The sequence below is a fragment of the Halapricum hydrolyticum genome, assembly GCF_025517535.1.
GTDB classification, from domain to species: Archaea; Halobacteriota; Halobacteria; order Halobacteriales; family Haloarculaceae; genus Halapricum; species Halapricum hydrolyticum.
In genome coordinates this window covers 43607-67633 of sequence record NZ_JAOPKC010000011.1, presented here as the reverse complement: position 1 = coordinate 67633, position 24027 = coordinate 43607, and the positions used below count along the sequence as shown (strand labels likewise).

Below are 24027 nucleotides of genomic sequence, written 5' to 3'. Positions count from 1 at the left end.
AATCTATGGGCCACGAGCCGGAGTATTCCGGCGGTATCTGCGAAACTCGTATTTGAATCAAAATATTAATAACCTATCAGACGTAACGGAAGTACATGTCTGATTCAGAAAGTATTGAACGAGGGGCGACTATCTCAGCCCGGAACATCGGGGGGATTGACGATACGACTGTCGATCTGGGTCCCGGAGTAAACGTCCTGGCTGGCCGGAACGCGACCAACCGAACGTCGTTCCTGCAGGCGATCATGGCCGTGACCGGTAGTGACGACGTCGCGATGAAAGGCGACGCCGAGGAGGCTGAGGTGACGCTAACGATGGGTGATTCGACGTATCGTCGACGGTTGATCCGTCAGAACGAGAGCATCCAGTTCGACGGCGAGCCGTATCTCGACGATCCCGAGCTGGCAGATCTGTTCGCCTTTCTTCTCGAGTCGAACGAGGCCCGGCGCGCGGTCACGACAGGGGAAAATCTGCGGGATCTCATCATGCGGCCGGTCGATACGGAGGAGATCAAATCCGAGATCGCCCGACTCGAATCGGAGAAGACCGAGATCGACGAGGAGATTGAGGCGATCGAACAGCGCAAGCAGGTACTCCCCGAGCTGGAATCCGAACGGGAGCGAATCGAGGCGGAGATCGAGGAGACGCGGACGGCACTCGCCGACAAGGAAGCCGAGATCGATGCCGCGGACGCCGACGTGCAGGTACAGCGTCGAGAACAGAAACAGCTCGAAGAGAAACTCGAAGCGCTTCGCAAGGCCCGTACTGATCTCGAAGACGTCCGCTACGAGTTAGAGACCGAACGGGAGAGTATCGACTCGCTGAAGCAGGACCGCGCGACCCTCCGCGAGGAGCTCGACGCGCTCCCGGAGGCGCCGGAAGCAGACATCGATCACCTCGAGTCCGAGATAGATCGACTGCGTGAGCGACGCCGCCGGCTGGATAGCGAGATCAATTCGCTACAGAGCACGGTCCGGTTCAACGAAGAGATGCTTGACGGCGAACGGACCGACGTCTACGAGGCGATGACTGACGAGAGCGGTCACGCGACTGACGAACTCCTGGGCGATGACGTCGTCTGCTGGACCTGTGGCTCTGAGGTACCTCGCGAGCAGATCGATGGGACGCTGGAGGACCTCCGGACTCTCCGCCAGGAGAAGCTCGACGCGAAACGGGAGATCACCGACGAACTCGACGAATTGAAAGCCGACAAGGAGGGGCTGGAGGAGCAGCGGGCGCGCCGCAACGAGTACCAGCAGCAACTTTCGGGGATCGAGGACGAACTACAGCGGCGTGAGGACCGCATCGAACAGCTCAAAACACGCCGTTCGGAACTGGAAGCGACCGTGAAAGACCTCGAAAGCGAGGTCGAGGCCCTCGAATCCGAACAGTTCGAGGAGGTTCTTGACCTCCACCGGGAGGCGAACGAACTCGAATATGAACTCGGACGCCTGGAGACTGACCTCGAGGACGTCGAGAGCGAGATCGAGTCGATCGAATCACGACTGGACGAGCAGTCCGAGCTCAAAGCCGAACGCGAGCGGATCTCCGAGGAACTGACCGAACTCCGGACGCGCGTCGAAACTCTGGAGGAGGAGGCCATCGAGGCGTTCAACGACCACATGGAGAACGTCCTCGAGATGCTGAATTACGACAACCTCGAGCGGATCTGGCTCGAACGCGTCCAGCGCGAAGTCCGGGAGGGGCGCCGGAAGGCCATCAAGACGTTCTTCGAGTTGCACGTCGTCCGGTCGACGCCTTCGGGTGTGACCTACGAAGACACGATCGATCACCTCAGCGAATCCGAGCGAGAGGTGACCGGCCTGGTGTTCGCACTCGCCGGCTACCTCGTCCACGAGGTCTACGAGGAGGTGCCGTTCATGCTGCTGGACTCGCTGGAAGCGATCGACTCCGAGCGGATCGCTGACCTCGTCGATCACTTCAGCGACTTCCCCGACTATCTGCTCGTCGCGCTCCTGCCCGAGGACGCTCAGGCTCTCGACGACGACTACGCCCGCGTGAGATCGATCTGATAGCGGCTGTCGATCGGATATATCAAATATACTTGATAACTTCGTATATATCATATTTGGTATTGGTGGGGGTGTGTAGTGCCGTTCGCGCCGCAACCGCCGGATATCCGAAGGAAACGCGACTGAGCGCTCCCAGATCGAATTTCTCGGACGTGCCGGTCTCTGGCGATCGAAAACTGCAGACAACGCCGTCCACGGCGGCCGCGGGCGCGGAGATACCTGTCGTTCGCACATCGAGCAGGCGATCTGGACCGGTCTTGTCTGCTGGTCGAAAAACAGTTTATGGGATTATATACAAAAAATTATATGTGTGCTTATGACTATCCGAGCGTCAGGTCGAGCCCTTCCAGGGTCTCGGGGTTTTTCACGTGCATCGGCTCTTCTCCCGAGAGGACCGCCTTGATGTCCTCGGTGACGAGCGTAGAGTGACGATCAATCACATCCTTGGACGCGGACGCGATGTGTGGTGTCGTGACGACGTTGTCCATCGCGAGTAGCGGGTCGTCCTCGGCGATCGGCTCCTGATGGTAGACGTCCATCGCCGCACCCTGGATCTCGCCGTTTTCGAGGGCTTCGACGAGTGCGCCCTCCTGGATGATCGCCGCGCGGGCCGTGTTGACGAAGACGGCGTGGTCGGGCATCGCCTCGAATTCCGCGGGGCCGATCAGGTCGCGAGACGTCGGGTTCACGTCGGCGTGCAGGCTGACGACGTCGCTCTGTCGGCACAGCTCCTGCAGCTCGGTCAGCTTCTCGACGCCGAACGGCTCCATCTCGACGTGATCCACGAAGGGATCGTACGCGATGACGTCCATGTTGAACCCGTCCTTGGCACGCTTTGCGACCCGCCGACCGATCCGGCCGAACCCGACGATGCCGAGCGTTCGCGAGCCCAGTTCGGGGCCACGCAATGTGACGTACGGCGAGCCCTTGCCGATCCCCCAGGTAACGTCCTCCCGTTCGCCTCCTTCGGCCGCGTCCGCCGAGGGACTGCCGGTGTAGGTCCCCTCGTGGAGCCGGTGGTGGGCGAGCGAGATGTTCCGGGTGACGCTGAGCAACAACCCCAGCGTGTGATCGGCGACCGTCTCTGCGTTCCTGCCGGGAGCGTACAGCACCGGGATCCCGCGTTCGGTGGCCGCCCCGATATCGACGCTCGCCTCCGGTCCCCCGCGTGGACAGGCGATCAGTTCGAGGTCGGTAGCCGCGTCCATCAGCTCCGCCGGCACGCCCTCGAAGCCGGAGACGAATATCTCCACGCCCTGCAATCGCTCTTTCAGCGCTTCGACCGGCATCCGGCCGTCACGTGCTTCGATCGGATCGTACTCGACGTCGAGGCCGAGTGATTCGAGCCGCTCGATACCGTCGTCCGAGAAATTCGCTGTTACGAGTACGTTCATTGTTTGTGGTCTGATACCGGAGCGGTGAGGTTTCCATCCTCACAGGTCCGATATTCGGTTTCGCGCAGTCCAGAGAACAGGTGAACCTACAGTATAATAATGCTTTGGGACAGGGCCATCCGACAGTTCTGGACCACTTTACCCGTGCATTGTGGCTGTTCGCTATTGCCGAATCACTGGCTCGGGCGACGGCCGATCCTGGTCCTGTGGTCGACATCACTCCGATTCCGTGTGACTGAGTTATGTTACGATAGTATGTGTGTAAAGGAAATCGTCGTATGTCCTGAGACGACGGGAGAAAGTCACTCCTGAGCGCCGGTCGTTCGGCAAGAGTGGACACGGTTACCCGGCCGTGGTGGTCTCGACGAGCCGTGGCTACTCCAGTTCCGACTGTATCTCGTGGGCTGAACTGATGAGTAGTCCCGGAATGTCCTGTTCGAACCGCTTGCCGGACAGCGCGTCGGTCGATCCGGTGACACAGAGCGCACCGTGCAAACGCCCGTTCGTATCGGTGACAGCGGTCGCGATACACCTGATACCCGTTCGCCACTCCTCGCGGTCGACTGCCCATCCCTGGGTTCGAACGCTCTCCAGCGTCTCCCGGAGCTCCGCAGTCGTCTGCGTGTTCTCCGTGCACGGAGCCCGTTCGGACTCCGAGAGGAGCGCCGAAACCTCCTCGGGCGGATGCGCCGCCAGGATCGCCTTCCCGGGCGCAGTGCAGTGCAGGGGCAGCACGTCGCCGGTGGCGACGGCCGGGTCGTCGACGCCCGTCGCCGGAGCCGTGTACAGACACGTGAGCTGTCCACGTTCGAAGACGAGCAGACTCGCGCTCAGACCGGTCGCGTTCGACAGGTTCTCCGCATGTGCGCGGCCGACGTTGTAGAGAGCAAAGCGGGTGCGCGTCGTCGTGCCGATCTCCAGAAATCGGAGACTGGCCCGGTACGTCTGTCCGTCCTTGACCACGTACCCGAGCTGCGTCAGCGTCGAGAGGTGGTTGTGGATCGAGCTCCGCGAGTGTTCAAGCCGTTCGACCAGGTCCGCAAGCGTCATTCCCCCCGAATCGATGATCGCCTCCAGCACGCGGTGGCTGGTCTGTACCGCCTTGACCGGTGGATCGCCGTCGGCTGTCATACAATAGTAAACAATTGATGAACGTAAATAGATTGTCCACTAATAGTGGACAGCTGTCGACGTCACCACTCCGCGATGCTGCCGTCGTCGTGATACCAGATCGGGTTCTGCCAGTCGACGTCCAGCTGGGCCTGCTGTCTGACGTACTCCTCGTTGACGGTGATACCGAGGCCGGGCCCGTCGGGGGCTCGGACGTGGCCGTCTTCGAAGCCGAACGCGGTCGGATCCCGCAGGTATCTCAGCAGGTCGTTGTCCTCGGGATCGTGGATTTCGAGGTCCTGTCCCTGGGCGAGGGCGTTCGGGACGACCATGTCGAGCTGGAGACAGGCCGCGAAGGCGATCGGTCCGAAAGGGGAGTGTAGCGAGACGCTGATGTCGGCCGTCTCGGCGGCGTTCGCGATCTTCTTGACCTCCGAGATCCCGCCGGCGCTCGACGGGTCGGGCTGGATGACGTCGACCAGCCGGTCCTCGATGATGTCCTGGAACGCCCACCGCGAATAGAGGCGCTCGCCGGTCCCGAGTGGGGTCGTGGCGTGGGCTTCGATCTTCGGGAGGGCCTCGAAGTGCGCGGGCCGAACCGGCTCCTCGTAGAACATCGGGTCGTACTCGTCGAGCGCCGCCGCGAGCCGCTTTGCCGCCCCCGTCGTGACGCGACCGCTGAAGTCGACGACGAGGTCGATCCTCTCGCCCACTTCCTCGCGCACGGCGGCGACGCGCTCGCGCGCACGCTCGATCGTCTCCGGCGAGTCGAGACGCTCCGTGTGAGCGACTGCCTCCATCTTGAGGACGTCGTACCCGTTCTCGACGGCATCAGCCGCGGCGTCGCTAACGGCCGAGGCGGACTCGCCCCCGATCCACTGGTACACGTCGATGTGGTCGCGTGCCCGGCCACCGAGAAGCTCGTACACGGGTGCTCCGAAGTGCTTGCCCTTGAGATCCCACAGTGCCGTGTCGATACCGCCGATCGCGCTCATCAGGATCGGCCCGTCCCGGAAGTACTGCCCGCGATACATCGCCTGCCAGTGGCGCTCGATCTCCATCGGATCCTTGCCCAGGAGGTAATGGTCCATGACCGTCTCGACGGCCGCGACTGTCGCCTTCGAATGGCCAGCCAGCGTCGCCTCTCCCCAGCCGACCAGCCCGGTGTCCGTTTCGAGCCGGAGAAACACCCACCGGGGTGGGACAGAGAACACCTGGTAGTCTGTGATTTCCATATCGCGGACAACGACATCTGGCGTCTTGTAGATTGTGCGGGTATACGCGGAGGTGCTGACACCGAACATGCTGGAAAGAACAATATTTATATAGTGGGTTATCGATCATTACAGTGGGTCTTCCCATGACAGACGTACTCATTGGTGTCGACGCGGGCACGTCGATGATCAAAGCGGTGGCGTATACGACGGACGGCAAACCCCTGTACAAGAGCAGTCGCAAGAACGAGGTCTTGCGGCCGGAACCCGGGTGGCGCGAGCAGGACATGGACGACACGTGGGACGCGACGGCGGCGACTCTCCGGGAAGTCGTCGAACAACTGAACCGGCAGGACGAAATCCTCGGGCTGGGCGTGACAGCCCAGGGGGACGGCTGCTGGCTGATGGACGACGACGGGAAACCGGCGCGGGACGCGATCCTCTGGCACGACGAGCGCGCGAGCGACATTATCGGTGAATGGCAGGATTCGGACGTCAACGATCGCCTGTACGACATCTGCGGGAGCGTCCAGTTCCCGGGATCGAGTCTGGCGATACTGCTGTGGCTGCAGGAGCACGAACCGGAGACGATCATGCGTGCCGATACGGTTCTCTTCTGCAAGGACTGGCTCAAGTACAGACTCACCGGTGAGATCACGTCCGATCCGAGCGACATGTCGCTGCCGTACGTCGACGTGGAGACGGGCGAGTACTCCTCGGAGGTGTTCGACGTCGTGGGTGCGTCACAGTTCGAGTCGTTGCTCCCGCCGCTGCAGGATCCACTCGACGTGATCGGCGAGGTGACCGCCGAGGCGGCCAAGCAGACCGAGATCCCGGAGGGGACGCCCGTCGTCTCCGGACTGTTCGACGTCCCCTGCTCGATGTTCGGCAGTGGCGTGGCCCAGGCCGGAGAGGGTGCCTCTGTGGTCGGGACGACCTCGCTCAACCAGGTGTTGATGGACGACCCCGACGCCAGCCCCCACGGCGTCGGAATGACCCTTTCGCTGGGTCTGGACAACGAACGCGGATTCGACGGCAAGCGGTGGACCCGGGTCATGGCCTCGATGATCGGCACGCCGAACCTGGACTGGTGGCTGGACATGCTCCGGTACAGGGAGGATCCGGACTACGGGGCCATCGAGAAGCGCGCCTCGGAGATCCCGATCGGGAGCGAAGGCGTGCTCTATCATCCGTATCTCAGCGGCTCCGGTGAACGCGCGCCGTTCTTGAACACCAAAGCGCGTGCACAGCTGATCGGCTTAGAACCGGATCACACCGAAGAGCACGTCGTCCGGGCGGTCTACGAGGGCGTCGGGCTGGCGATGAAAGACTGCTACGAACACATTCCGGACACGCCCAGGGAGGTCTACGTAGCTGGCGGCGGTGCCAAGTCGGACTTCTGGTGTCAGATGTTCGCCGACGCCATTGACGCCGAGTTCGCCGTGCCGGAGGGCGAGGAGTTCGGTGCCAAGGGTGCCGCGCTGCTGGCCGGAACCGCCGTCGGCGTCTTCGAGGACTTCGAGAGCGCCGTCCGAGCGTCCAGGACGGTCGAGAAGGCGTACCAGCCCGATCCGGACGCTTCGCCGAAATACGACAAGCTTTATGAGTACTACAAGATGACCTACGAGACGATGTTCGACGTCTGGGACAAGCGCGTCGAAACGGTCAACGCGATCGAAGGGATGGACGACTAAGCGTATCCGATCGCCGGATCCGGACAACGCTGATCACACGGGGCCGGCCCGGCCCCGTCGACGTCGACAGCACGTATCGAACGACCAACTGCGATCACAGACACCAAATACACTATGACAGACGAACTCACACTACAGGCGGAACGGGAGAAAGTAAGCGAACTCGGCCGCGAGATGCTCGAACAGGGACTCACGAAAGGCACTGGCGGAAACATCAGCGCCAGGAGCGGCGACCACGTCGCGATCAGCCCGTCAGGGGTTCCGTACAGGGAAATCGAACCCGAGGACGTCCCCGTCGTCGACCTCGAGGGGAACCAGGTCGCGGGCGAGCGCGACCCTTCCAGCGAAATCGCGATGCACACCGGGATTCTCCGGGAGCGCGAGGACGTCGGTGGCGTCGTCCACAACCACTCGCCGTACGCGACTACCTTCGCGAGCCTGGGCGAGCCGGTTCCGGCTAGTCATTACCTCATCGCCTACGTCGGCGATCAGATCCCGGTCGCACCCTACGAGACCTTCGGGACGCCCGAACTGGCCGAGGCGGCCCTCGAGACGCTCGGGGAGGAGTACAATGCCTGCCTGCTGGAGAACCACGGCGTCGTGACGGTCGGCGAGACGGTCGACGCCGCCTTCGAGGTCGCGATGATGGTCGAGTACTGTGCGCGCATCCACTACCAGGCGGTCAGTATCGGCGAACCGAACGTCCTGCCCGGCGACGAGATCGACACCCTGCTCGAGGCTTTCGAGGGATACGGTGAAGCACACTGATGGAGCGACAGTGAGACGCAAGGAGCGACCAGCATGGCACCCACAGTCGTCGTGATCGGCGGCGGTGCGACCGGTACGGGGACAGCCCGCGACCTGGCGATGCGCGGGTTCGACGTGACGTTGCTCGAACGGGGCAACCTCACCCACGGCACCACCGGCCGGACGCACGGCCACCTCCACAGCGGCGGTCGATACGCCGTCTCCGATCAGGAGAGCGCCGTCGACTGCATCGAGGAGAACCGGATTCTCAGAGACATCGCCCCTCACTGTATCGAGGATACGGGCGGCCTGTTCGTCCAGCTAGAGGGCGATTCGGACGAGTACTTCCGGGAGAAACTGGACGGCTGTGCCGAGTGTGGCATTCCGACGGACGTCATCTCCGGCGAGGAGGCGCGCAGACAGGAGCCGTATCTGACCGAGAAGACCAAGCGGGCGATCCGGGTGCCGGACGGCGCGCTCGATCCGTTCCGGCTGGCCGTCGCCAACGCCGCCGACGCCATCGAACACGGCGCACGCGTCGAGACACACGCCGAGGTCGTCGACCTGCTCACCGATGAGAGCGACGTCACCGGGGTCCGATTCCGGCGACAGGGGCCGAACTACCTCGGCGAGGGCAGCGAGGGAGACGTCGAGACGATCGAGGCTGACCACGTCGTCAGCGCGGCCGGCGCGTGGGCCGGCCAGGTCGCCGCGATGGCCGACGTCGACGTGGCGATGGCCATCTCGAAGGGGGCGATGGTGGTCACGAACGTCCGCCAGATCGATACGGTGATCAACCGCTGTCTTCCCAAAGACGAGGGCGATACCATCATCCCTCACGAGACGACGGTCCTGCTCGGCGCGAACGACGAGCCCGTCGACGATCCGGACGACTATCCCGAAGAGCAGTGGGAAGTCGACATGATGATCGACGTCGCTTCGGAGATGGTCCCCATCGTCGAGAACGCACGAATGATCCGTGCCTACTGGGGCGTCAGGCCGCTGTACGACCCGAACCCGGGAGAGACCGAGGACACGGGCGACGTGACGCGCAACTATTTCATCCTCGATCACGAGGAACGGGACGGCGTCGCCGGATTCACCTCCGTCGTCGGAGGCAAGTTGACGACCTACCGCGAGATGGCTGAATCCGTCACCGACCACGTCTGTGATCGCTTCGGCGTGGACGAGCCTTGCCGGACCCACGAGGAACCGCTCCCGGGAAGTCGCGATCAGTCGATCCTCGAGGAGTACATGGACCGGTTCGATCTGCGTTCGCCCGTCGCGAAACGGAGCGTCCAGCGACTCGGCGACCGCGCACCGGAAGTACTCGGGAGCGAGGATCCCAACCCCGTGGTCTGTGAGTGCGAGGCCGTCACGCGAGCCGAGGTTCGCGACGCCATCGAGGACGTCGGGCCGGACCTCAACGCTGTCCGACTGCGAACCCGCGCGTCGATGGGGAACTGCCAGGGCGGGTTCTGTACCCACCGGCTGGGTGCGGAGGTCTATCACGACCACGAGGCGTCGACGGCCCGCGACGCGGTCGACGAACTCTACCAGGAACGCTGGAAGGGCCAGCGCCACACCCTCTGGGGCCGGCAACTCTCCCAGGCGATGTTGAACCACATGCTCCACGCGACGACGATGAATCACGACGCCGACCCGGGACTTCGCGGGGACACAGTCGACTTCGCCGCCTTCGATGCAGGACGGAAGACCGACGCGGCGACAGACGGAGGGTCGACCAATGGCGATTGAGAGCGACGTTCTGGTCGTCGGCGGCGGTCTCGCTGGCGTCACCAGCGCGATCGCCGCCGCCCGAGAAGGCGCCGACGTCCGTCTGCTCGCCCACAAGAAGAGCACGCTCCGACAGGCCTCCGGACTGATCGACGGCCTGGGGTACGTCCCCCCTCGCACGCCCCAGCAAGAGCACGCTGACTACATCTCCCAACAGCGTCAGGACTTCCGTGACGTCCGCGGAGAACGCGGGGATTACCGGGGCCCCCTCCAGACGCCCTACGAGGGGATCGACGCCCTGCCCGACGCCCACCCCTACTCGATCCTGGGGGCCGACGCTCTCAGAGACGGACTGGCGCTGTTCGACGATCTCGTCGGAGACACGTACCTGGGGAGCCACACCGAGCGAAACGCGCTCGTCCCCACGTTCGGCGGTGCGGTGAAACCCACCGCTCGATACCCCCGGGCCGTGGCGGCAGGTCTGGCGAGCGACGAGCGACCGATGCTTCTGGTCGGGTTCCGGTCGCTGACGGAGTTCGACGCCGGGATGGTCGCCGATCAGCTGTCGGCAGCCGGCGTCCTCTTCGACGTCCGCGGCGTCGAAGTCCCGTTCGCCGAATCCTTCCCGACGGACACGAAGATAACCCGGTTCGTGAAGGCGTTCGACCACGACGAGCGGATCGAGGGCACGCCCGCCAGGCGTGCCCTCGCTGAGGCAGTCGAGGCATACGTCGACGACGCCGAACGTGTCGGCTTCCCCGCCGTCCTCGGCGACGACAACGCTGCTGCGGTCCGGGCGGACCTCGGGGACTGTCTCGGCGCGGACGTCTTCGAGATCCCCATGGGTCCTCCGAGCATTCCGGGTCTCCGACTCGAAGACCGGCTGTTCGAGGCACTGGACGCCGAAGGGGTTCGCCTGGAGACCGGCGTTCCGGCCGTCGGATACGAGTCCGCGGGCGGCACCGTCGAGTCGGTTATCGTCGACCGAATGGGGAGCGACGTGCCGTACGCCGCCGACGCAGTCGTCCTCGCGACGGGCGGTCTGGTCGGGAAGGGGCTGGATTCTGATCGGGACGGTATCCGGGAGCCGGTCTTCGGCTGTCACGTCCCTCACCCCGAGGACCGCTACGACTGGTTCGTCGACGACGCGTTCGGCGATCAGCCCTACGCCCGCTTCGGTGTCCGCCCGGACGCGTCGATGCGGCCGCTGGACGCCGACGGCGAACCGGCGTTCGCCAACCTCTTCGCAGCCGGTGCAGTCGTCGGCGGTGCCGACGCCGCACGCGAGAAATCCGCCAGCGGCGTCTCGCTTGCGACGGGCGTGGTCGCCGGTCGGAACGCCGCGATAGCGAGTCGAGAACGAACCGAGCGAGCGGGGGCGTCGCCATGAGGGAGCAGCACCGAGCGGACGAAGCGGATCGACGGCGACGCACGACTGACGGCGGCGTCGCCGCCGAGACGGCCGACCCCGGGCAGCCGGACCCCGTCGAAGTTTTCCCGGAGGGCGAGTTCGACTTGCGGCCGGGTGCCGACGACTGCTACAAGTGCACGACATGCGAGACGTCCTGTCCGGTCGCGGAAGTCGACGAGTCGTTCCCCGGGCCGAAGTTCCAGGGCCCCGAACAGTGGCGCCTCAAGCGCAAAGACGAGATCGAGATCGATCCGTCGATCACGGAGTGTTCGAACTGCCTGCGGTGTGATACGTCCTGCCCGTCCGGCGTCGGCCTGGCGCAGATGCACAACACCGCCCGCGGGGAGTACGTCGACAACCAGCTACCGACGCTCTCGATCAAGTACGTCCGCAACCGGATCCTCGCGAACTACCGGACCTCTGCTCGCCTCGCGAGTGTGTTCCCCCGGACGGCCAACTTCGTGATGAACTTCGGGCCGGTCCGCTGGGCGATGGAGAAGGTTCTGCACGTCCCCAGCGAGCGGGACTTCCCCGAGTTCGCCACGCAGACTTTCCGGGAGTGGTGGGCCGAACGAGGCGGCGCGCAGGTGTCGAACCCGGACAAGCGTGTGGCGTACTTCCACGGCTGTTACGCCAACTACAACACGACCGAGGTCGCGAAGGCGATGGTCCGGGTCTACGAGCACTTCGGATACGAGATACTCGTGCCGCCCCAGAAGTGCTCGGGGACGCCGATGTTCGCAAACGGGATGCTCGACGACGCCCGTCGCCACGCCGTCACGAACGTCGAGAACCTCGTCGAAGCCATCGAGGAGGGCGCGGACGTGATCGCCTCCTGTACCTCCTGCTCGATGGCGTTGCGCAACGAATACCCCGAACTGTTCGACATCGACGGCATCGAGACGGTGGCCGAGAACACTTTCGACGCGCTGGAGTACCTCCGGATCAACGAGGATCTGCAGGGTGCGATCCAGGACGCGACCGTCTCCGGTGAGTTTGCCGAGGCGTTCGCCTACCACGCCCCCTGTCACGCTCGCAACCAGGGCCTGGACCGACAGGCGATCGAGCTGTTCCGGGATCTCGACGGCGTGCAGATCGAGGACGTCGGCGACTCCTGCTCTGGCATCTCCGGTACCTACGGCTGGAAGGAAGAGAAGTACGAGACGTCGATGGAGATCGGCGCGGAGATGTTCGAGCACATGGAAGCCGCCGAGGGAACCACGGGGATGACCGAATGTCCCACCTGCGGGATGCAGATGGAACACGGCACCGGCTACGACGTCCATCACCCGCTGGAAGTGCTCGAGGCCGCGCTTGTTGAGTAGTACTTTCCGGCTGGCCGTCCGTCGTACTCACTCGAGCGTCTCTCGGGCCACGGCGAGGGCTTCTTCGTGGAGTCGACCGTTTGACGCGACGAACCCCGAGCTGTCCGGCTCCCATCGCTCTCCGCGGCGGTCGGTCACTGTTCCGCCGGCTTGCCGAACCTGGTAGACGCCTGCTACGGTGTCCCACGGGTCCGGGTCGGGATCGAACCCGATCGCGGCGTCGAACGCACCGCTCGCGACCAGCGATAGCGTCAACTGGGCGGATCCCATCCGTCGGAACTCCCCGAGGTGTTCGATCGTCGCGTCTGCCAGCCGGCCGAACGTCCGGTGATCCGCGGTCTCGAGTCGGAGCGTCGAGGCGACCAGCGCCCCGGCCGGATCGTCGGTCTCGCTGACGGACAGCGGTGTTGCGTCCCGTTCCACACTGTCTGCGGTGGCGACGTATCGCTCGTCGAGTGCCGGAGCCACGTTGACGCCCGCCACTGGACTGCCGTCTTCCACCACGGCGACGCTCGTGACCCACTCGCTCATTCCGCGCGAGTAGTTGAGCGTCCCGTCTATCGGGTCGACGACCCAGGCATCCCCGTGCTCGGGCAGCGTCTTGCGGGCGTCGGCCTCTTCGGCGACGATCGCGTCGTTCGGAAACGCTGACTCGATCACCGAGACGATCTGCCGCTGCGTCCGCCGGTCTGCCTCGGTTACCGGATCGATCTGGCTCGATTTCGACGCTACGTCGAGATCGGTTCGGAAGTGCTTCGCGGCCACCATTGCGCCCGTACTGGCGATGGTCACCGCTGCTAGCTCGCGACTGTCCATGTTCTGTAGTCGCCCCAGACCGACAAATAACGAGGGGACGCTCGACGAAAATCCCTCCCGGTATTCGAAAATATATCAGAATACAATATAACTAGTCTATTTGTATTATACACCTGAATAGCGACTTTCGGCAAAGTATTCCTTACTTGTGAACTCATGTGGTGCAGTATGTGCCTAATGTGCTTAGTATCGACTTTAGACGCCTTTAAGTCCAATTTTCAGCACAAAAACTTGTTTTTGTATTCGGATATTTGTGCATATGAGGTAGATTTTGATGAGGGAGATCTACGATCTCTTGCTCCATAGTATATATAATATAGACTTTATTAAAGCATAATAATCAAAGGTCCGTTATTATACACGGGTTTCTAGTGCTCCGACTAGTACGGACACCGCAGAAGCTAAACGAGCCGCAAGAGGAATCAGACGTATGACGGAACCACAGGCCGGTCGAACCGACGGCGGACGGCCGCGGGTCAAGGTCGCCCGGGTCATCGAGGCGTACGGTCTCGACGAACTCGGAGCGGAGCTGGAGCGACGGTGGCTCGGGGAGGGCGACCAGCAGATGAGTCTCCGGGACCTCGCTGATTATTTCAACGAACAGGTGCTGGAAGCGGCTATCGAGGATAGCGACCTCAGTCCGATCGACACCGATGTCGGGACACTTTACGAGCAGTTGACCGGCGAGGACGTGAGCGCAGGGACCAGGACGCGTGTCGAGCGCCGCCTCGATCGCAACGGCGTCGACGTCGAGGCGGTCAAAAGCGACTTTGTCACCCATCAGTCGATGCACACGTACCTGCGGAAGTACCGCGAAGTCAGCCAGCCGGAAGCCACACCGGAGGAGCGACTGGACACCGCCCGCGAACGCGTCCAGAAGCTCCAGGACCGTACGGCAGCGGTCACCGAAGACGCACTCCAGAGTCTCCAGCGCGAGGGGATCGTCCCCGAAGGAGACGTCGACGTGCTCGTCGATCTGCAGGTGCTCTACACCGAGACCGGCGAACAGTACAGCGTCTTCGAGTTGCTCGAGAACGCCACCGAAGAGTGACGCTCCGGCGTACGGGAGCGCAACGCCCACCCGAGGCGGAATCGACTTATCTCTCTCGCCGATAGACCGGACGTGGACGAGACGATCGACTGGCTACGCGACCGGCCGTACTACGAGGAGCAGATCGTAGCCGAACGAACGCTCGACGGCCGAGACGCCACGTTTGCGGACCTAGAGCTGGACGCCCGGATCGGGAGCGTCCTCGAAACGGCGGGGATCGAGTCGCTCTACGGCCACCAGGCCGACGCGATCGAAGCGGTCCGGAACGGCGACAACGTCGTGCTATCGACTCCGACTGCCAGCGGCAAGAGTCTCGCCTACACCGTGCCCGCGTTCGAGCGAGCCCTCGAGGACCGGCGGACGACGCTCTATATCGCCCCGCAGGTCGCGCTGATCAACGATCAGGCGGAGACGCTCTCCGAATGGGCGCGCGGGCTCGGGTTCGCCTCCGGCGTGACCGTCGACCGCTACACCGGCCGCCTCTCGAAAGGCGAGAAGCGCGACGTCCGCGACCGTCAGCCGACGGTTCTGCTGACCACGCCCGACATGCTCCATTACGGGATTCTGCCTCACGCGCACCGCCTGTGGGACTGGTTTTTCGACCGCCTGGAGACGGTCGTCCTCGACGAGGTCCACGAGTACCGCGGGATCTTCGGCAGCCAGATCGCGCTCGTCGCCCGCCGACTCGACCGCGTCGCCCGGCGGTTCGACAGCCACCCGCAGTTCGTCTGCTGCTCGGCGACGATCGGCAACCCCGTCGAGCACGCCGCGACCGTCACCGGCCGGGACGCCGATTCGTTCTCGCTCGTCGACCGGAGCAGTGCCGCGACGGGGCCGACCCACTGGCTGCTGTGGAACCCGCCCGAGTACGACGGTGGCGGCTGGGGCGGCGGTCGCCGCAAGTCCAGCCACACCGAGGCCAAACGGCTGTTCGTCGACCTGCTCCAGCGCGGGCTCCAGACCGTTGTATTCACCTCCTCCAGGCAGGTCGCCGAGCGGTACGCGACCGAGAGCGCCGACGCATTGCGCGAGCGCGGCGAGCACGAACTGGCGGCCGGCGTCGGTGCCTACCAGGCCGCCCTTCGGGGCGAGCGACGGCGCGAGCTCGAAACCGGGCTCCGGGAGGGATCGATCCGCGGGCTCTGGAGCACGAACGCGCTCGAACTCGGCGTCGACATCGGCGGACTCGACGCAGTCCTCCTCGACGGCTATCCCGGGACGCGGATGAACGCGTTCCAGCAGGCTGGGCGGGCCGGCCGGGGGACCGACCCCGCGCTGGTCGCGCTCGTCGCCGGCGAGGACCAGCTCGACCAGTATCTCATGTCTCATCCGGACGCGCTGTTCGAGCAGGATCCCGAGCGAGCCATCGCGAACCCCGAGAACGAGTACCTCCTGCCGAAGCACGTGCTCGCGGCCGCCCGCGAGAACTGGCTGCGTCCTGGCGACGACCGGTACTTCGGCGGACGGTTCCCGGACGTGGTCGCTGACCTCGAGTCGACCGGCGAACTCGACCGCCGGGAGACGGGCAAAGGAATCCGATGGACGTACGCCGGTGACGGTAGCCCTCAGCACGAGATGTCTCTCAGGACGGCCGAAGACCGGGAGGTCGTCCTGCAGACCCGAGGTCGCGACGATCCCATCGCGACGCTGCCGTTCGGCGACGCGCTACGGGACGCCCATCCCGGCGCGATATACCACCATCAGGGGACGAGCTACGAGGTGACTGATCTGGATCTACGACACGACGTCGCCACGCTCCAGCGAACCTACGCCGACCACTACACGCAGGTGCTCCACGACAAGGAGATCACCGTCGAACGCGACCGCGAGGAGAAGCCCTTCCCGGCTCACGAGGGCGTCACCGTCAGGCTCGCCGACGTGACGATGCGCAAGCAGATCACGGGCTTCGAACGCCGGGATGGATCCTCCGGCGAAGTTCTGGGACGGGAATCGCTGGACCTGCCCGAGACCAGCCTGGAGACGACGGCGCTGTACTACACGCTCCCGCCGGCGTTGACCCGTCGCCTGGAGTCGATGGGCGATTTCGCGGGCGGCATCCACGCGGCCGAGCACGCCATGATCTCGCTGTTCCCCTTCGAGTTCCTCTGCGATCGCCGGGATATCGGGGGACTCTCGACGCCGATCCACCCCCATACCGATCGGAGCACGGTCTTTATCTACGACGGCTATCCCGGTGGTGTCGGCCTGGCCGAACGCGGCTACGAGGAGATCGCCGATCTCGCGGCGACGACGCTGGAGATGTTGCGATCCTGTGGCTGTGCGGACGGCTGTCCAGCGTGCGTTCAGTCACCACATTGTGGCAACGCCAACGACCCGCTGGACAAGGACGTCGCGATCGAACTGCTGTCCGCGCTCGTCGCATAGTGTGTCAGCGGCTCTTGCAGGCGCTCGTCGCATAGTGTGTCAGCGGCTCTTGCAGGCGCTCGTCGCGTAGCGTGTCAGCGGCTCTTGCAGGCGCTCGTCGCGTAGCGTGTCAGCGGCTCTTGCAGGCGCTCGTCGCGTAGCGTGTCAGCGGCTACGGCAGGCGCTCGTCGACTACCGCGTCACGACGAGCACTCCTGCCCCGGCCAGTGCGCCGGCGACGGCACTTGCGGAGAGCGCGAGCTGGAGGTCGCCGCTCGCGGCGTAGCCGACGAGAAACACGCCCAGAAACGTCGTGCCGAAGGCGCCGCTGGCGAAGGCGATGCGGTACTCCCGGCTGCCGGCTCGCCCGGCCAGCCCCATATACGTTCCCGTCATCGCGGCCATCCCGAACCCGAGCGCGATCGGCATGCTCACCTGCTCGGGGTTCGGCAGCGCCGCTCCGACTATCGGGACGGCTGCCGCGAACACGAGCGCGAACGCGGCGATTCCGGCGGCAGTCGCGAGCACGGCGTCGGTATAGCCCATCGAAAGCCACGTTCTCACGACTGGGGTATAGTGGTTCTGCCTGTCACACGTCTCAGATTGACGCACAACCCGAGCCCTGCTTGACGACTGCTGTCGTCCCGTCCGCGCGACGATCGGCGCCACTATCAAAACTGATGAACGAGGGTGAAGATTAAGACCCTACTCCGGGCATATAAGGACAATGTCGAACGCAGCCGAACGCGACAACGTCGAACAGCAGCTCACGACCGTCGCCGAGACGCTCTCGCTGCCGAGTAGTACCGTTCAGATCACCCGCGTCCGGCTCAACCAGCTCGGATCCGAACCCGAGATCGAAGATAGCTCGCTGTCGATCGTCGGCGCGACGACGCTGGCGCTGTCGGCGCGCGAAGACGGGCTGCCAGTGACAGTATCGGACGTCGCCGAGGCGTGGTCGGAGGCGCTCGACGGCACGACGATCGAGCCCGGGGCGATGACAGCGTTGTTCGAGGACGTCGCGTCCAACCTCGACATCGACGGCGTCCCGCCCGAGCCGCGGGCGCTGATCGAACGGTTCGGGACGGAACTGGACCTGGCCGACGGCATCGTCGTCGTGGCGAAGCGAATTCTCGAAGACGCCTTCGAGGCCGACCCACAGATGATCGCCGGCGGCACCTCGCCCGCCGGGACTGCCGGCGCTGTCCTCTATCTCGCTGCGGACGTCAACGACGTCGACGGTGCCGACGAGGACGCGCTCGGAGACGTCACCGGGACGAGCCCGGTCACAGTCAGAAACCGCTACAGGGAGTTGCGAGATCTGCTCGGCGAGCAGCACCTTGAGTCGGCACAGCGATATCGACTCGATCCCGACACCGGCGCGCCGATGGCGACCAGCAGTGCGCCCGCCGCGAGCCCCGAGCGCACGTCCGAGGCAGACGACGAACCCGTGCCCGAAGACGGAGACGACGAACCCGCGCCGGAGACGGCCGACGAGCACGCCCCCAAGGCAGATAGCGACGCGGACGGCGAATCCAGGGCGGCCGAGGCGACCGACGACGACAGCGAGCAAGGCGGGAAAGCGGAGGCAGACGTGCTCAAGGTTGTCACGGCGCTGTTTCCCGACGAGTTGCCGACGACCGACCGCGTCGCCGACGAACTCGACGCGGACCCGGACGCGGTCGCGACTGATCTGGACGGGCTCGCCGACGACGGGGCGGTCGAGCGCAAGCGCGCCGGTTCGACGGACGTCTGGCTGCCCGGCGACCGGGACGCGCTCGGCCCGGACCTCACCGAGGACGCCGTCCAGCGGGAGGTCGACGCCATCGCCGACGAACTGGATCTCGATGCGTCGGTGCGACTGTTCGCCCGGGGGCTTGTCAGCGACGTGGTCGAAGACATCGACGTCGAGAACGCGGGCGAACTCGGCGGCGCGGCGCTGCTTGCGGCCAGTCGGATCAACGACGTCGACGTCGATCCGGAGGCGGTTGCGACGGCTGGCGAGTTCCGGAGCCGGGCGCTGTACGACTGGCTGGCGGAACTCGAAGCGGCGGCCGACGTCGAGATCCCGACTGCCGACGCCGAGACGTACGTCGATCGGCTGGCCGACGCGCTCGATCTCGACGACGGGGTTCGCGAGGAGAGTTTGCGCGTCCTCGAACAGTACGAACCGCGGTCGGACGATCCAGCATACACGCCGCCGGAACTGGCCGCCGGTGCGACCGTCTTCGCGGCGACTGTCCGGGGTGCGGAGGTCGACCCGGAGGAACTCGCCGAGGCCAGCGGAGCCGACCCCGAGTTCGTCTCCGAGGCGACCAACTCCGTGCTGGTCTCGCTGTGTCTCGGTCTCGTCCAGGAGGACATCGACTACGAGGAGACCGCCTGGACGAGTGACCTGCTGGAGTCGGAACTCTCCCCGGAGTTCGGCGACTCGGAGACCGGCGCGGCGATCGCGCTGGCGAAAGCCTACGCTGCCGGCCGCGAATCTCAGCCCGTCGATCAGACGACGATCGACGTGCTCATCAATCGGTGACCCGTTTGGTAGTCAGTCATATGTGTTCTTCAGTTAATCAAAACATAATATCCTATGCTTTAATTAAACTACGGATTGATGCCCAATTGCGGAGTCCGCAGTATGTGCTTCTGACATATTGGCGCGAACTCGCGGGCTCCCTGCCGTATTTAGTCGATGGACAGCGTGGCGTCGGAGACGCACGGGCAGACGGCGATGCCGTCGACATCGAGATGCTCTCGGTGAATTAATACGCGTTGACGGCGACCCTCAAAGCGAGAATGTCCGACGACGACATCGACGCCATCGCGGACGCGCTGGGTGCGGTCAAGGCGGGGGCGAGCCGCTCGCGACTGCCGGTCGTTTCGGTCGCGGATGACGGCCAGACGGTCACGCTCGTCCTCCAGACGCCGGGTGGGAACAGCGTCGAGCGTGACTTGAAACGGCCGCCGGTGTGGGGACCGAACTGTAAACTGAAGACGCTGCTCGAGGCGTACGATCTCGGTCCCGACGAGGTCGAACAGCTGCAGGGCAAATCGCTGCCTGTCGATCGCGAAATCGTCGACGGGCGGCCGCGGTTCGACCTCGATTTCGACAGGCTCGCCGACGAGACCGCGTAGCTCCTTCGGGGAAGTCCGCTGAATTGCCCCGCCTCGATACTTTCTGGAACTGACGCGCCCTGGGTAGCAACCGGTCGCGACGGAGTCCTCGGACGGATCGAGTCGCGTGTGAACGCCCTTCGTGTCACGACTAGCCACAGACGTTCAGCCGTGCGGTTCCTCCCAGTTAAGCCCGTTTTAGGCCTCAAAACCGGGGCCAAAACAGGTGTATTCGGGCCGGACGCCTGGCCCGTTCAAGGGCGTGTAGCGACTGGATCGGGCACGATGAACACGGAACGATTCGCGCTGATCGTGGTCACGCTGGCGCTGCTCGTCGGCGGGGCTGCGACGCTGCTGGCACCGGCCGTCGTGTCGGGGCCCGGGAGCGCTCCCGGCCAGGCTGCTCCGACCACGACAATCACTACTGATGCCGGTCTCGGATCGCTGTTCGGGATCGCACTGTGGGGCGTGACGATCCTCTTTGGCGGCACCGCGATCCTGTGGGTCGTATTGACCTACGTGATCGGCGTGGGGTACGAGGCCCCGCCCGTCGAGTACGGCCCCGAGAACGTCCAGGTCCGGATCATGACCGTCGACGCCGCCGCGGTCGTCCAGGAGACAGTCGACTCGCTCCCGAACGGGCTCGACGACGTCCACGTGATCGCCGAGGAGGCCATCGACGTGGCTGGCGCGAGCGTCCACGTCGTGGCCGAGGACTTCGAGTCCCGGGCCGTCCGGAAGGGACGCGCCCAGGAGTGGGCGCGCCAGGCCATCGACACCGACCGGGAGTTCGTCCTCTATCTGGACGAGGACAGCCTCGTCGAGTCCTTCGAGGGGCTGCCCGACGCCGACATCGTCCAGCTCCGGGAGAAGCCGCGACGGACGGATTCGAGTCTGAGCTTCCTCGCGGACGTCTACCGGATGGGCGTCCAGATCGAACAGCGGGCGTTCGCGCGGCTTTCGATCCCGCTTTTCGCCTGGGGTGGCGGGATCGCCGTCCGAAGCGAGGTCGAGGACGCAGTCACCTGGGACCGCGAGACGCTCGTCGAGGACACCGCCTTCGTCTGGGCGGCCTTCCGTGAGTACGACGTCGACTTCGCGCTGTCGGAGTCGGTCTGTCGCAACGAGGCGCCGCCGTCACTGTACGAGATCTGCCAGCAGCGCCGGCGTTGGTCGGCTGGCAACGTCCGTGCTGCGAAGCTGCTCCCGCTTCGCTACGAGATTCTGACCCGCGTCCGCAACTACGCGTGGGCGCTGTCGCCGATCGTGACGCTGGTCGTGTTGCCCCTGTCGATACTCGGCGCGTCAGTCGCCTACGGCGGCGCGCTGCTTCTGGCGTCGCTGGGACTGGGGCTGTTCACGGCTTTCTGGTTCCTTCGCGGGGTCGCCTACTACGGAGAGGGACACGCCGGCTGGCTGCTGGCGCTGCCGCTTGCTCCGCTCGTGACCGTCGTCCACTCGATGGGGACCGTCGCCGGCATCGTCAACCCGCCGCAGCACTTCCGGGTGACGACGAAGGTCGGCGGCGACTGATCGTGACTGTTGGAGGTCCGCTCCGGATCGGTCGAACGCTGTCATGCGGTCTGGCGGATACATCGTCACAATTGACCGTATGCCAGACGTCCACGAACGCGATCGGTCCCGAAATCGTTTTGACCCGCGCGAGCGCACCGTCAGTATGCCCACAGAATCCGACACGGGGTACGACCCCACCCTCGGAAACAAGTTCGTTTTCGTCACCGGCGGGGTGATGTCCGGGCTCGGCAAGGGGATCACGGCAGCCAGCACCGGCCGCCTCCTGAAAAACGCCGGGTTCGACGTCACTGCCGTCAAGATCGACCCGTATCTGAACGTCGACGCCGGCACGATGAACCCCTTCCAGCACGGGGAAGTGTACGTCCTCAAGGACGGCGGCGAGGTCGACCTCGACCTGGGGAACTACGAGCGGTTCCTCGACGAGGACATGACCTTCGACCATAACGTCACTACGGGCAAGACCTACCAGCACGTCATCGAGAAGGAACGTGCTGGCGACTATCTGGGCAAAACTGTCCAGATCATCCCACACATCACCGACGACATCAAGCGACGGATCCGCGAGGCCGCCGAGGGGACCGACGTCTGTCTGGTCGAGGTCGGCGGCACCGTCGGCGACATCGAGGGCATGCCCTATCTGGAGGCGCTCCGGCAGTTCGCCCACGAGCAGGACGACAACGATATCCTCTTCGCGCACGTCACGCTCGTCCCCTACTCGAAGAACGGCGAGCAGAAGACCAAGCCGACCCAACACTCCGTCAAGGAACTCCGGAGCATCGGTCTCCAGCCGGACATCCTGGTGGGACGCTGCGAGGACAAGCTCCACCCGGACGTCAAAGAGAAGATCGCGCTGTTCTGTGACGTGCCCGTCGACGCCGTCTTCTCGAATCCGGACGTCGAGGACATCTACCACGTCCCGCTGATGGTCGAAGAAGAGGGGCTGGACGAGTACGTCATGGAGGAACTGGGCCTGGCCGATCGAGCCCTCCCCGCCGAGGAGCGGGACAACCGCTGGCGGGAACTGGTCACCCAGGAGCGGACCGGCGAGGTCGACATCGCCCTCGTCGGCAAGTACGACCTCGAAGACGCCTACATGAGCGTCAACGAGGCGTTGAAACACGCCGGACTGGAGAAGGGCGTCGACGTGAACGTCCGCTGGGTCGACTCAGATGAGGACGACGTCACCGAGAGCACCAACCTCACCGAGGCTGACGGAATCGTCGTCCCCGGCGGCTTCGGGGCCCGCGGAACGGAAGGGAAGATAGAGGCGATCCGGTATGCCCGCGAGAACGACGTCCCCTTCCTGGGGCTCTGTCTGGGTTTCCAGATGGCCGTCGTCGATATCGCGCGCAACGTCCTCGGGTACGAGGACGCCCACTCGGCGGAGATGGACGAGGAGACGCCCCATCCGGTCATCGACATCCTGCCCGAACAAGAACACACCGAGGACATGGGCGGGACGATGCGGCTGGGCGCACACCAGACCGACATCACACCCGGGACGCTGGCGGCGGATCTCTACGAGAGCAACGTCTGTACGGAACGGCACCGCCACCGCTACGAGGTCAACCCCGAGTACTTCGAGGACTTCGCCGAGACCTCGCTGGTCTTTTCGGGTCGGGCCGGCCGCCGGATGGAGATCCTCGAACTGGCGGACCATCCGTACTTCATCGGGACGCAGTTCCACCCCGAGTTCCGCTCGCGGCCCACGCGGGCCTCGCCGCCGTTCGTCGGCCTGCTCGAAGCCGTGCTGGGCGAGCGTGACTGGAGCGCACCCGAAACAGAGGTAGAGGCCTGAATGGCACGAATCGACACGGTGTTGTTCGATCTCGACGACACGCTCTGTCAGTACGAGCGGTCGCCGGCGGACGTGTTGGCTATCGCGTTCGAACGCGCTGGCGTCCAGCCGTTCTTCGAGGCGACGGAGTATGTCGACCGCTTCACCGAGTTCTCCCAGGCAGGCGACGACGTCCGGGACATCCGACGGGCGGCCTTCGAGACGTTCGCCGAAGAGGCCGGTCGGGATCCGGACTGCGGACGGGCCGTCGCCGAGGCGTTCGCCGGGGAGCGAGACCAGTCCAGAGTCGAGTTCCGCGCGGGCGCTGACCAAGCGGTCGAGTCGCTCGCGGACGCCTACAGGCTGGGGGTCGTCACCGACGGCGATCCCTGGATGCAGTCACAGAAGATCGAAGCGCTTGGAATCGGCGACGCCTTCGAGACTGTGGTCCACGGCGGCCACGACGCACCCACGAAACCCGATCCCGAACCGTTCGGCCTCGCCCTCGAAGCACTCGATGCCACGCCGGGGTCGGCGGTCCACGTCGGCGATTCCGTCGCGTCGGACGTACGGGGAGCCAACAACGCCGGACTCACCTCGGTGTGGGCACCACTCGACCCGAAAAGACCCGATCCGTCTGTCGAACCCGACTACCGGATCGACTCGTTGCGCGACCTTCTCGACGAGCCCTGGCAGTGATCCGCCGT

At 64.7% G+C, this 24027-nt stretch carries 19 protein-coding genes; 14 read left to right on the top strand and 5 right to left on the bottom strand.

Features of this window, described 5'->3' with window-relative positions:
- Positions 1 to 95 precede the first annotated feature (95 nt).
- Positions 96 to 2033, top strand: coding sequence for an archaea-specific SMC-related protein (locus OB916_RS10655; RefSeq protein ID WP_315909279.1), 1938 nt, complete (start codon positions 96 to 98; stop codon positions 2031 to 2033).
- A gap of 320 nt (positions 2034 to 2353) precedes the next feature.
- Here the strand turns inward: OB916_RS10655 and OB916_RS10650 are convergent, their stop codons facing one another.
- The 3 genes from OB916_RS10650 to dgoD all read right to left on the bottom strand — a co-directional run bounded on the left by OB916_RS10650 (position 2354) and on the right by dgoD (position 5772).
- Positions 2354 to 3427: a 2-hydroxyacid dehydrogenase gene (locus OB916_RS10650; protein ID WP_315909278.1), complete on the bottom strand. Its 1074-nt coding sequence runs from the start codon at positions 3425 to 3427 to the stop codon at positions 2354 to 2356.
- A gap of 375 nt (positions 3428 to 3802) precedes the next feature.
- Positions 3803 to 4558: an IclR family transcriptional regulator gene (locus tag OB916_RS10645; RefSeq protein WP_315909277.1), complete on the bottom strand. Its 756-nt coding sequence runs from the start codon at positions 4556 to 4558 to the stop codon at positions 3803 to 3805.
- Positions 4559 to 4620: 62 nt separating this feature from the next.
- The gene (gene dgoD / locus OB916_RS10640) at positions 4621 to 5772 is read right to left on the bottom strand and encodes a galactonate dehydratase (protein ID WP_315909276.1); all 1152 of its coding nucleotides are present in this window, start codon (positions 5770 to 5772) and stop codon (positions 4621 to 4623) included.
- A 125-nt stretch (positions 5773 to 5897) separates the two neighbouring features.
- Between dgoD and OB916_RS10635 the strand changes: the two genes are divergently transcribed.
- The 5 genes from OB916_RS10635 (at position 5898) to OB916_RS10615 (ending at position 12665) form a co-directional block, all read left to right on the top strand.
- Positions 5898 to 7445 carry an FGGY-family carbohydrate kinase gene (locus OB916_RS10635; RefSeq protein WP_315909275.1) on the top strand — a complete coding sequence of 516 codons (1548 nt, stop codon included), beginning with the start codon at positions 5898 to 5900 and terminating at the stop codon, positions 7443 to 7445.
- A 114-nt stretch (positions 7446 to 7559) separates the two neighbouring features.
- Positions 7560 to 8213 (top strand): class II aldolase/adducin family protein, encoded by a 654-nt coding sequence (locus tag OB916_RS10630; protein ID WP_315909274.1) that lies wholly within the window; start codon positions 7560 to 7562, stop codon positions 8211 to 8213.
- Between the two features lie 33 nt (positions 8214 to 8246).
- Positions 8247 to 9950 carry an anaerobic glycerol-3-phosphate dehydrogenase subunit GlpA gene (gene glpA, locus OB916_RS10625; protein WP_315909273.1) on the top strand — a complete coding sequence of 568 codons (1704 nt, stop codon included), beginning with the start codon at positions 8247 to 8249 and terminating at the stop codon, positions 9948 to 9950.
- Positions 9940 to 11319: a glycerol-3-phosphate dehydrogenase subunit GlpB gene (gene glpB, locus OB916_RS10620; protein ID WP_315909272.1), complete on the top strand. Its 1380-nt coding sequence runs from the start codon at positions 9940 to 9942 to the stop codon at positions 11317 to 11319. Before glpA ends, glpB begins: the two co-directional genes overlap by 11 nt.
- Complete coding sequence (locus OB916_RS10615) at positions 11316 to 12665, top strand: anaerobic glycerol-3-phosphate dehydrogenase subunit C (protein WP_315909271.1); 1350 nt, start codon at positions 11316 to 11318, stop codon at positions 12663 to 12665. Before glpB ends, OB916_RS10615 begins: the two co-directional genes overlap by 4 nt.
- 27 nt (positions 12666 to 12692) lie before the next feature.
- Here OB916_RS10615 and OB916_RS10610 read toward each other — a convergent pair whose 3' ends face one another.
- Entirely contained in the window at positions 12693 to 13481 is a 789-nt protein-coding gene (locus tag OB916_RS10610) for an inositol monophosphatase family protein (protein ID WP_315909270.1), read from the bottom strand.
- A gap of 430 nt (positions 13482 to 13911) precedes the next feature.
- On the opposite strand from OB916_RS10610, the gene rdfA reads away from it, so the two are divergent.
- Entirely contained in the window at positions 13912 to 14532 is a 621-nt protein-coding gene (gene rdfA, locus OB916_RS10605; protein WP_315909269.1) for a rod-determining factor RdfA, read from the top strand.
- 72 nt (positions 14533 to 14604) lie between these two features.
- Positions 14605 to 16917 (top strand): DEAD/DEAH box helicase, encoded by a 2313-nt coding sequence (locus tag OB916_RS10600; RefSeq protein ID WP_315909268.1) that lies wholly within the window; start codon positions 14605 to 14607, stop codon positions 16915 to 16917.
- 171 nt (positions 16918 to 17088) lie between these two features.
- Here the strand turns inward: OB916_RS10600 and OB916_RS10595 are convergent, their stop codons facing one another.
- A complete protein-coding gene (locus OB916_RS10595) occupies positions 17089 to 17442 on the bottom strand; it encodes a hypothetical protein (protein WP_315909267.1) in 354 nt (117 codons plus the stop codon).
- 181 nt (positions 17443 to 17623) lie between these two features.
- Between OB916_RS10595 and OB916_RS10590 the strand changes: the two genes are divergently transcribed.
- From OB916_RS10590 to OB916_RS10565, 6 genes are all read left to right on the top strand, one after another.
- A complete protein-coding gene (locus OB916_RS10590; protein ID WP_315909266.1) occupies positions 17624 to 19429 on the top strand; it encodes a hypothetical protein in 1806 nt (601 codons plus the stop codon).
- Positions 19430 to 19533: 104 nt separating this feature from the next.
- Positions 19534 to 19659 carry a hypothetical protein gene (locus OB916_RS10585; RefSeq protein ID WP_315909265.1) on the top strand — a complete coding sequence of 42 codons (126 nt, stop codon included), beginning with the start codon at positions 19534 to 19536 and terminating at the stop codon, positions 19657 to 19659.
- A 30-nt stretch (positions 19660 to 19689) separates the two neighbouring features.
- Positions 19690 to 20028 carry a hypothetical protein gene (locus OB916_RS10580; protein ID WP_315909264.1) on the top strand — a complete coding sequence of 113 codons (339 nt, stop codon included), beginning with the start codon at positions 19690 to 19692 and terminating at the stop codon, positions 20026 to 20028.
- 264 nt (positions 20029 to 20292) lie between these two features.
- Positions 20293 to 21540 (top strand): glycosyltransferase family 2 protein, encoded by a 1248-nt coding sequence (locus OB916_RS10575; RefSeq protein ID WP_315909263.1) that lies wholly within the window; start codon positions 20293 to 20295, stop codon positions 21538 to 21540.
- A 145-nt stretch (positions 21541 to 21685) separates the two neighbouring features.
- A complete protein-coding gene (locus OB916_RS10570; protein ID WP_315909262.1) occupies positions 21686 to 23341 on the top strand; it encodes a CTP synthase in 1656 nt (551 codons plus the stop codon).
- Positions 23342 to 24019 (top strand): HAD family hydrolase, encoded by a 678-nt coding sequence (locus tag OB916_RS10565; RefSeq protein WP_315909261.1) that lies wholly within the window; start codon positions 23342 to 23344, stop codon positions 24017 to 24019.
- Positions 24020 to 24027: the final 8 nt, after the last annotated feature.

What these genes read in the sequence shown, in the direction of transcription:
- OB916_RS10565 (WP_315909261.1), top strand. Translation starts at nt 23,342, where the DNA reads ATGGCACGAATCGACACGGTGTTGTTCGATCTCGACGACACGCTCTGT.
- dgoD (WP_315909276.1), bottom strand. Translation starts at nt 5,772, where the DNA reads ATGGAAATCACAGACTACCAGGTGTTCTCTGTCCCACCCCGGTGGGTG.
- OB916_RS10580 (WP_315909264.1), top strand. Translation starts at nt 19,690, where the DNA reads ATGTCCGACGACGACATCGACGCCATCGCGGACGCGCTGGGTGCGGTC.
- OB916_RS10615 (WP_315909271.1), top strand. Translation starts at nt 11,316, where the DNA reads ATGAGGGAGCAGCACCGAGCGGACGAAGCGGATCGACGGCGACGCACG.
- glpA (WP_315909273.1), top strand. Translation starts at nt 8,247, where the DNA reads ATGGCACCCACAGTCGTCGTGATCGGCGGCGGTGCGACCGGTACGGGG.
- OB916_RS10655 (WP_315909279.1), top strand. Translation starts at nt 96, where the DNA reads ATGTCTGATTCAGAAAGTATTGAACGAGGGGCGACTATCTCAGCCCGG.
- OB916_RS10595 (WP_315909267.1), bottom strand. Translation starts at nt 17,442, where the DNA reads ATGGGCTATACCGACGCCGTGCTCGCGACTGCCGCCGGAATCGCCGCG.
- glpB (WP_315909272.1), top strand. Translation starts at nt 9,940, where the DNA reads ATGGCGATTGAGAGCGACGTTCTGGTCGTCGGCGGCGGTCTCGCTGGC.
- OB916_RS10635 (WP_315909275.1), top strand. Translation starts at nt 5,898, where the DNA reads ATGACAGACGTACTCATTGGTGTCGACGCGGGCACGTCGATGATCAAA.
- OB916_RS10575 (WP_315909263.1), top strand. Translation starts at nt 20,293, where the DNA reads ATGAACACGGAACGATTCGCGCTGATCGTGGTCACGCTGGCGCTGCTC.
- OB916_RS10645 (WP_315909277.1), bottom strand. Translation starts at nt 4,558, where the DNA reads ATGACAGCCGACGGCGATCCACCGGTCAAGGCGGTACAGACCAGCCAC.
- OB916_RS10590 (WP_315909266.1), top strand. Translation starts at nt 17,624, where the DNA reads ATGTCGAACGCAGCCGAACGCGACAACGTCGAACAGCAGCTCACGACC.
- OB916_RS10630 (WP_315909274.1), top strand. Translation starts at nt 7,560, where the DNA reads ATGACAGACGAACTCACACTACAGGCGGAACGGGAGAAAGTAAGCGAA.
- OB916_RS10650 (WP_315909278.1), bottom strand. Translation starts at nt 3,427, where the DNA reads ATGAACGTACTCGTAACAGCGAATTTCTCGGACGACGGTATCGAGCGG.
- OB916_RS10610 (WP_315909270.1), bottom strand. Translation starts at nt 13,481, where the DNA reads ATGGACAGTCGCGAGCTAGCAGCGGTGACCATCGCCAGTACGGGCGCA.
- rdfA (WP_315909269.1), top strand. Translation starts at nt 13,912, where the DNA reads ATGACGGAACCACAGGCCGGTCGAACCGACGGCGGACGGCCGCGGGTC.
- OB916_RS10570 (WP_315909262.1), top strand. Translation starts at nt 21,686, where the DNA reads ATGCCCACAGAATCCGACACGGGGTACGACCCCACCCTCGGAAACAAG.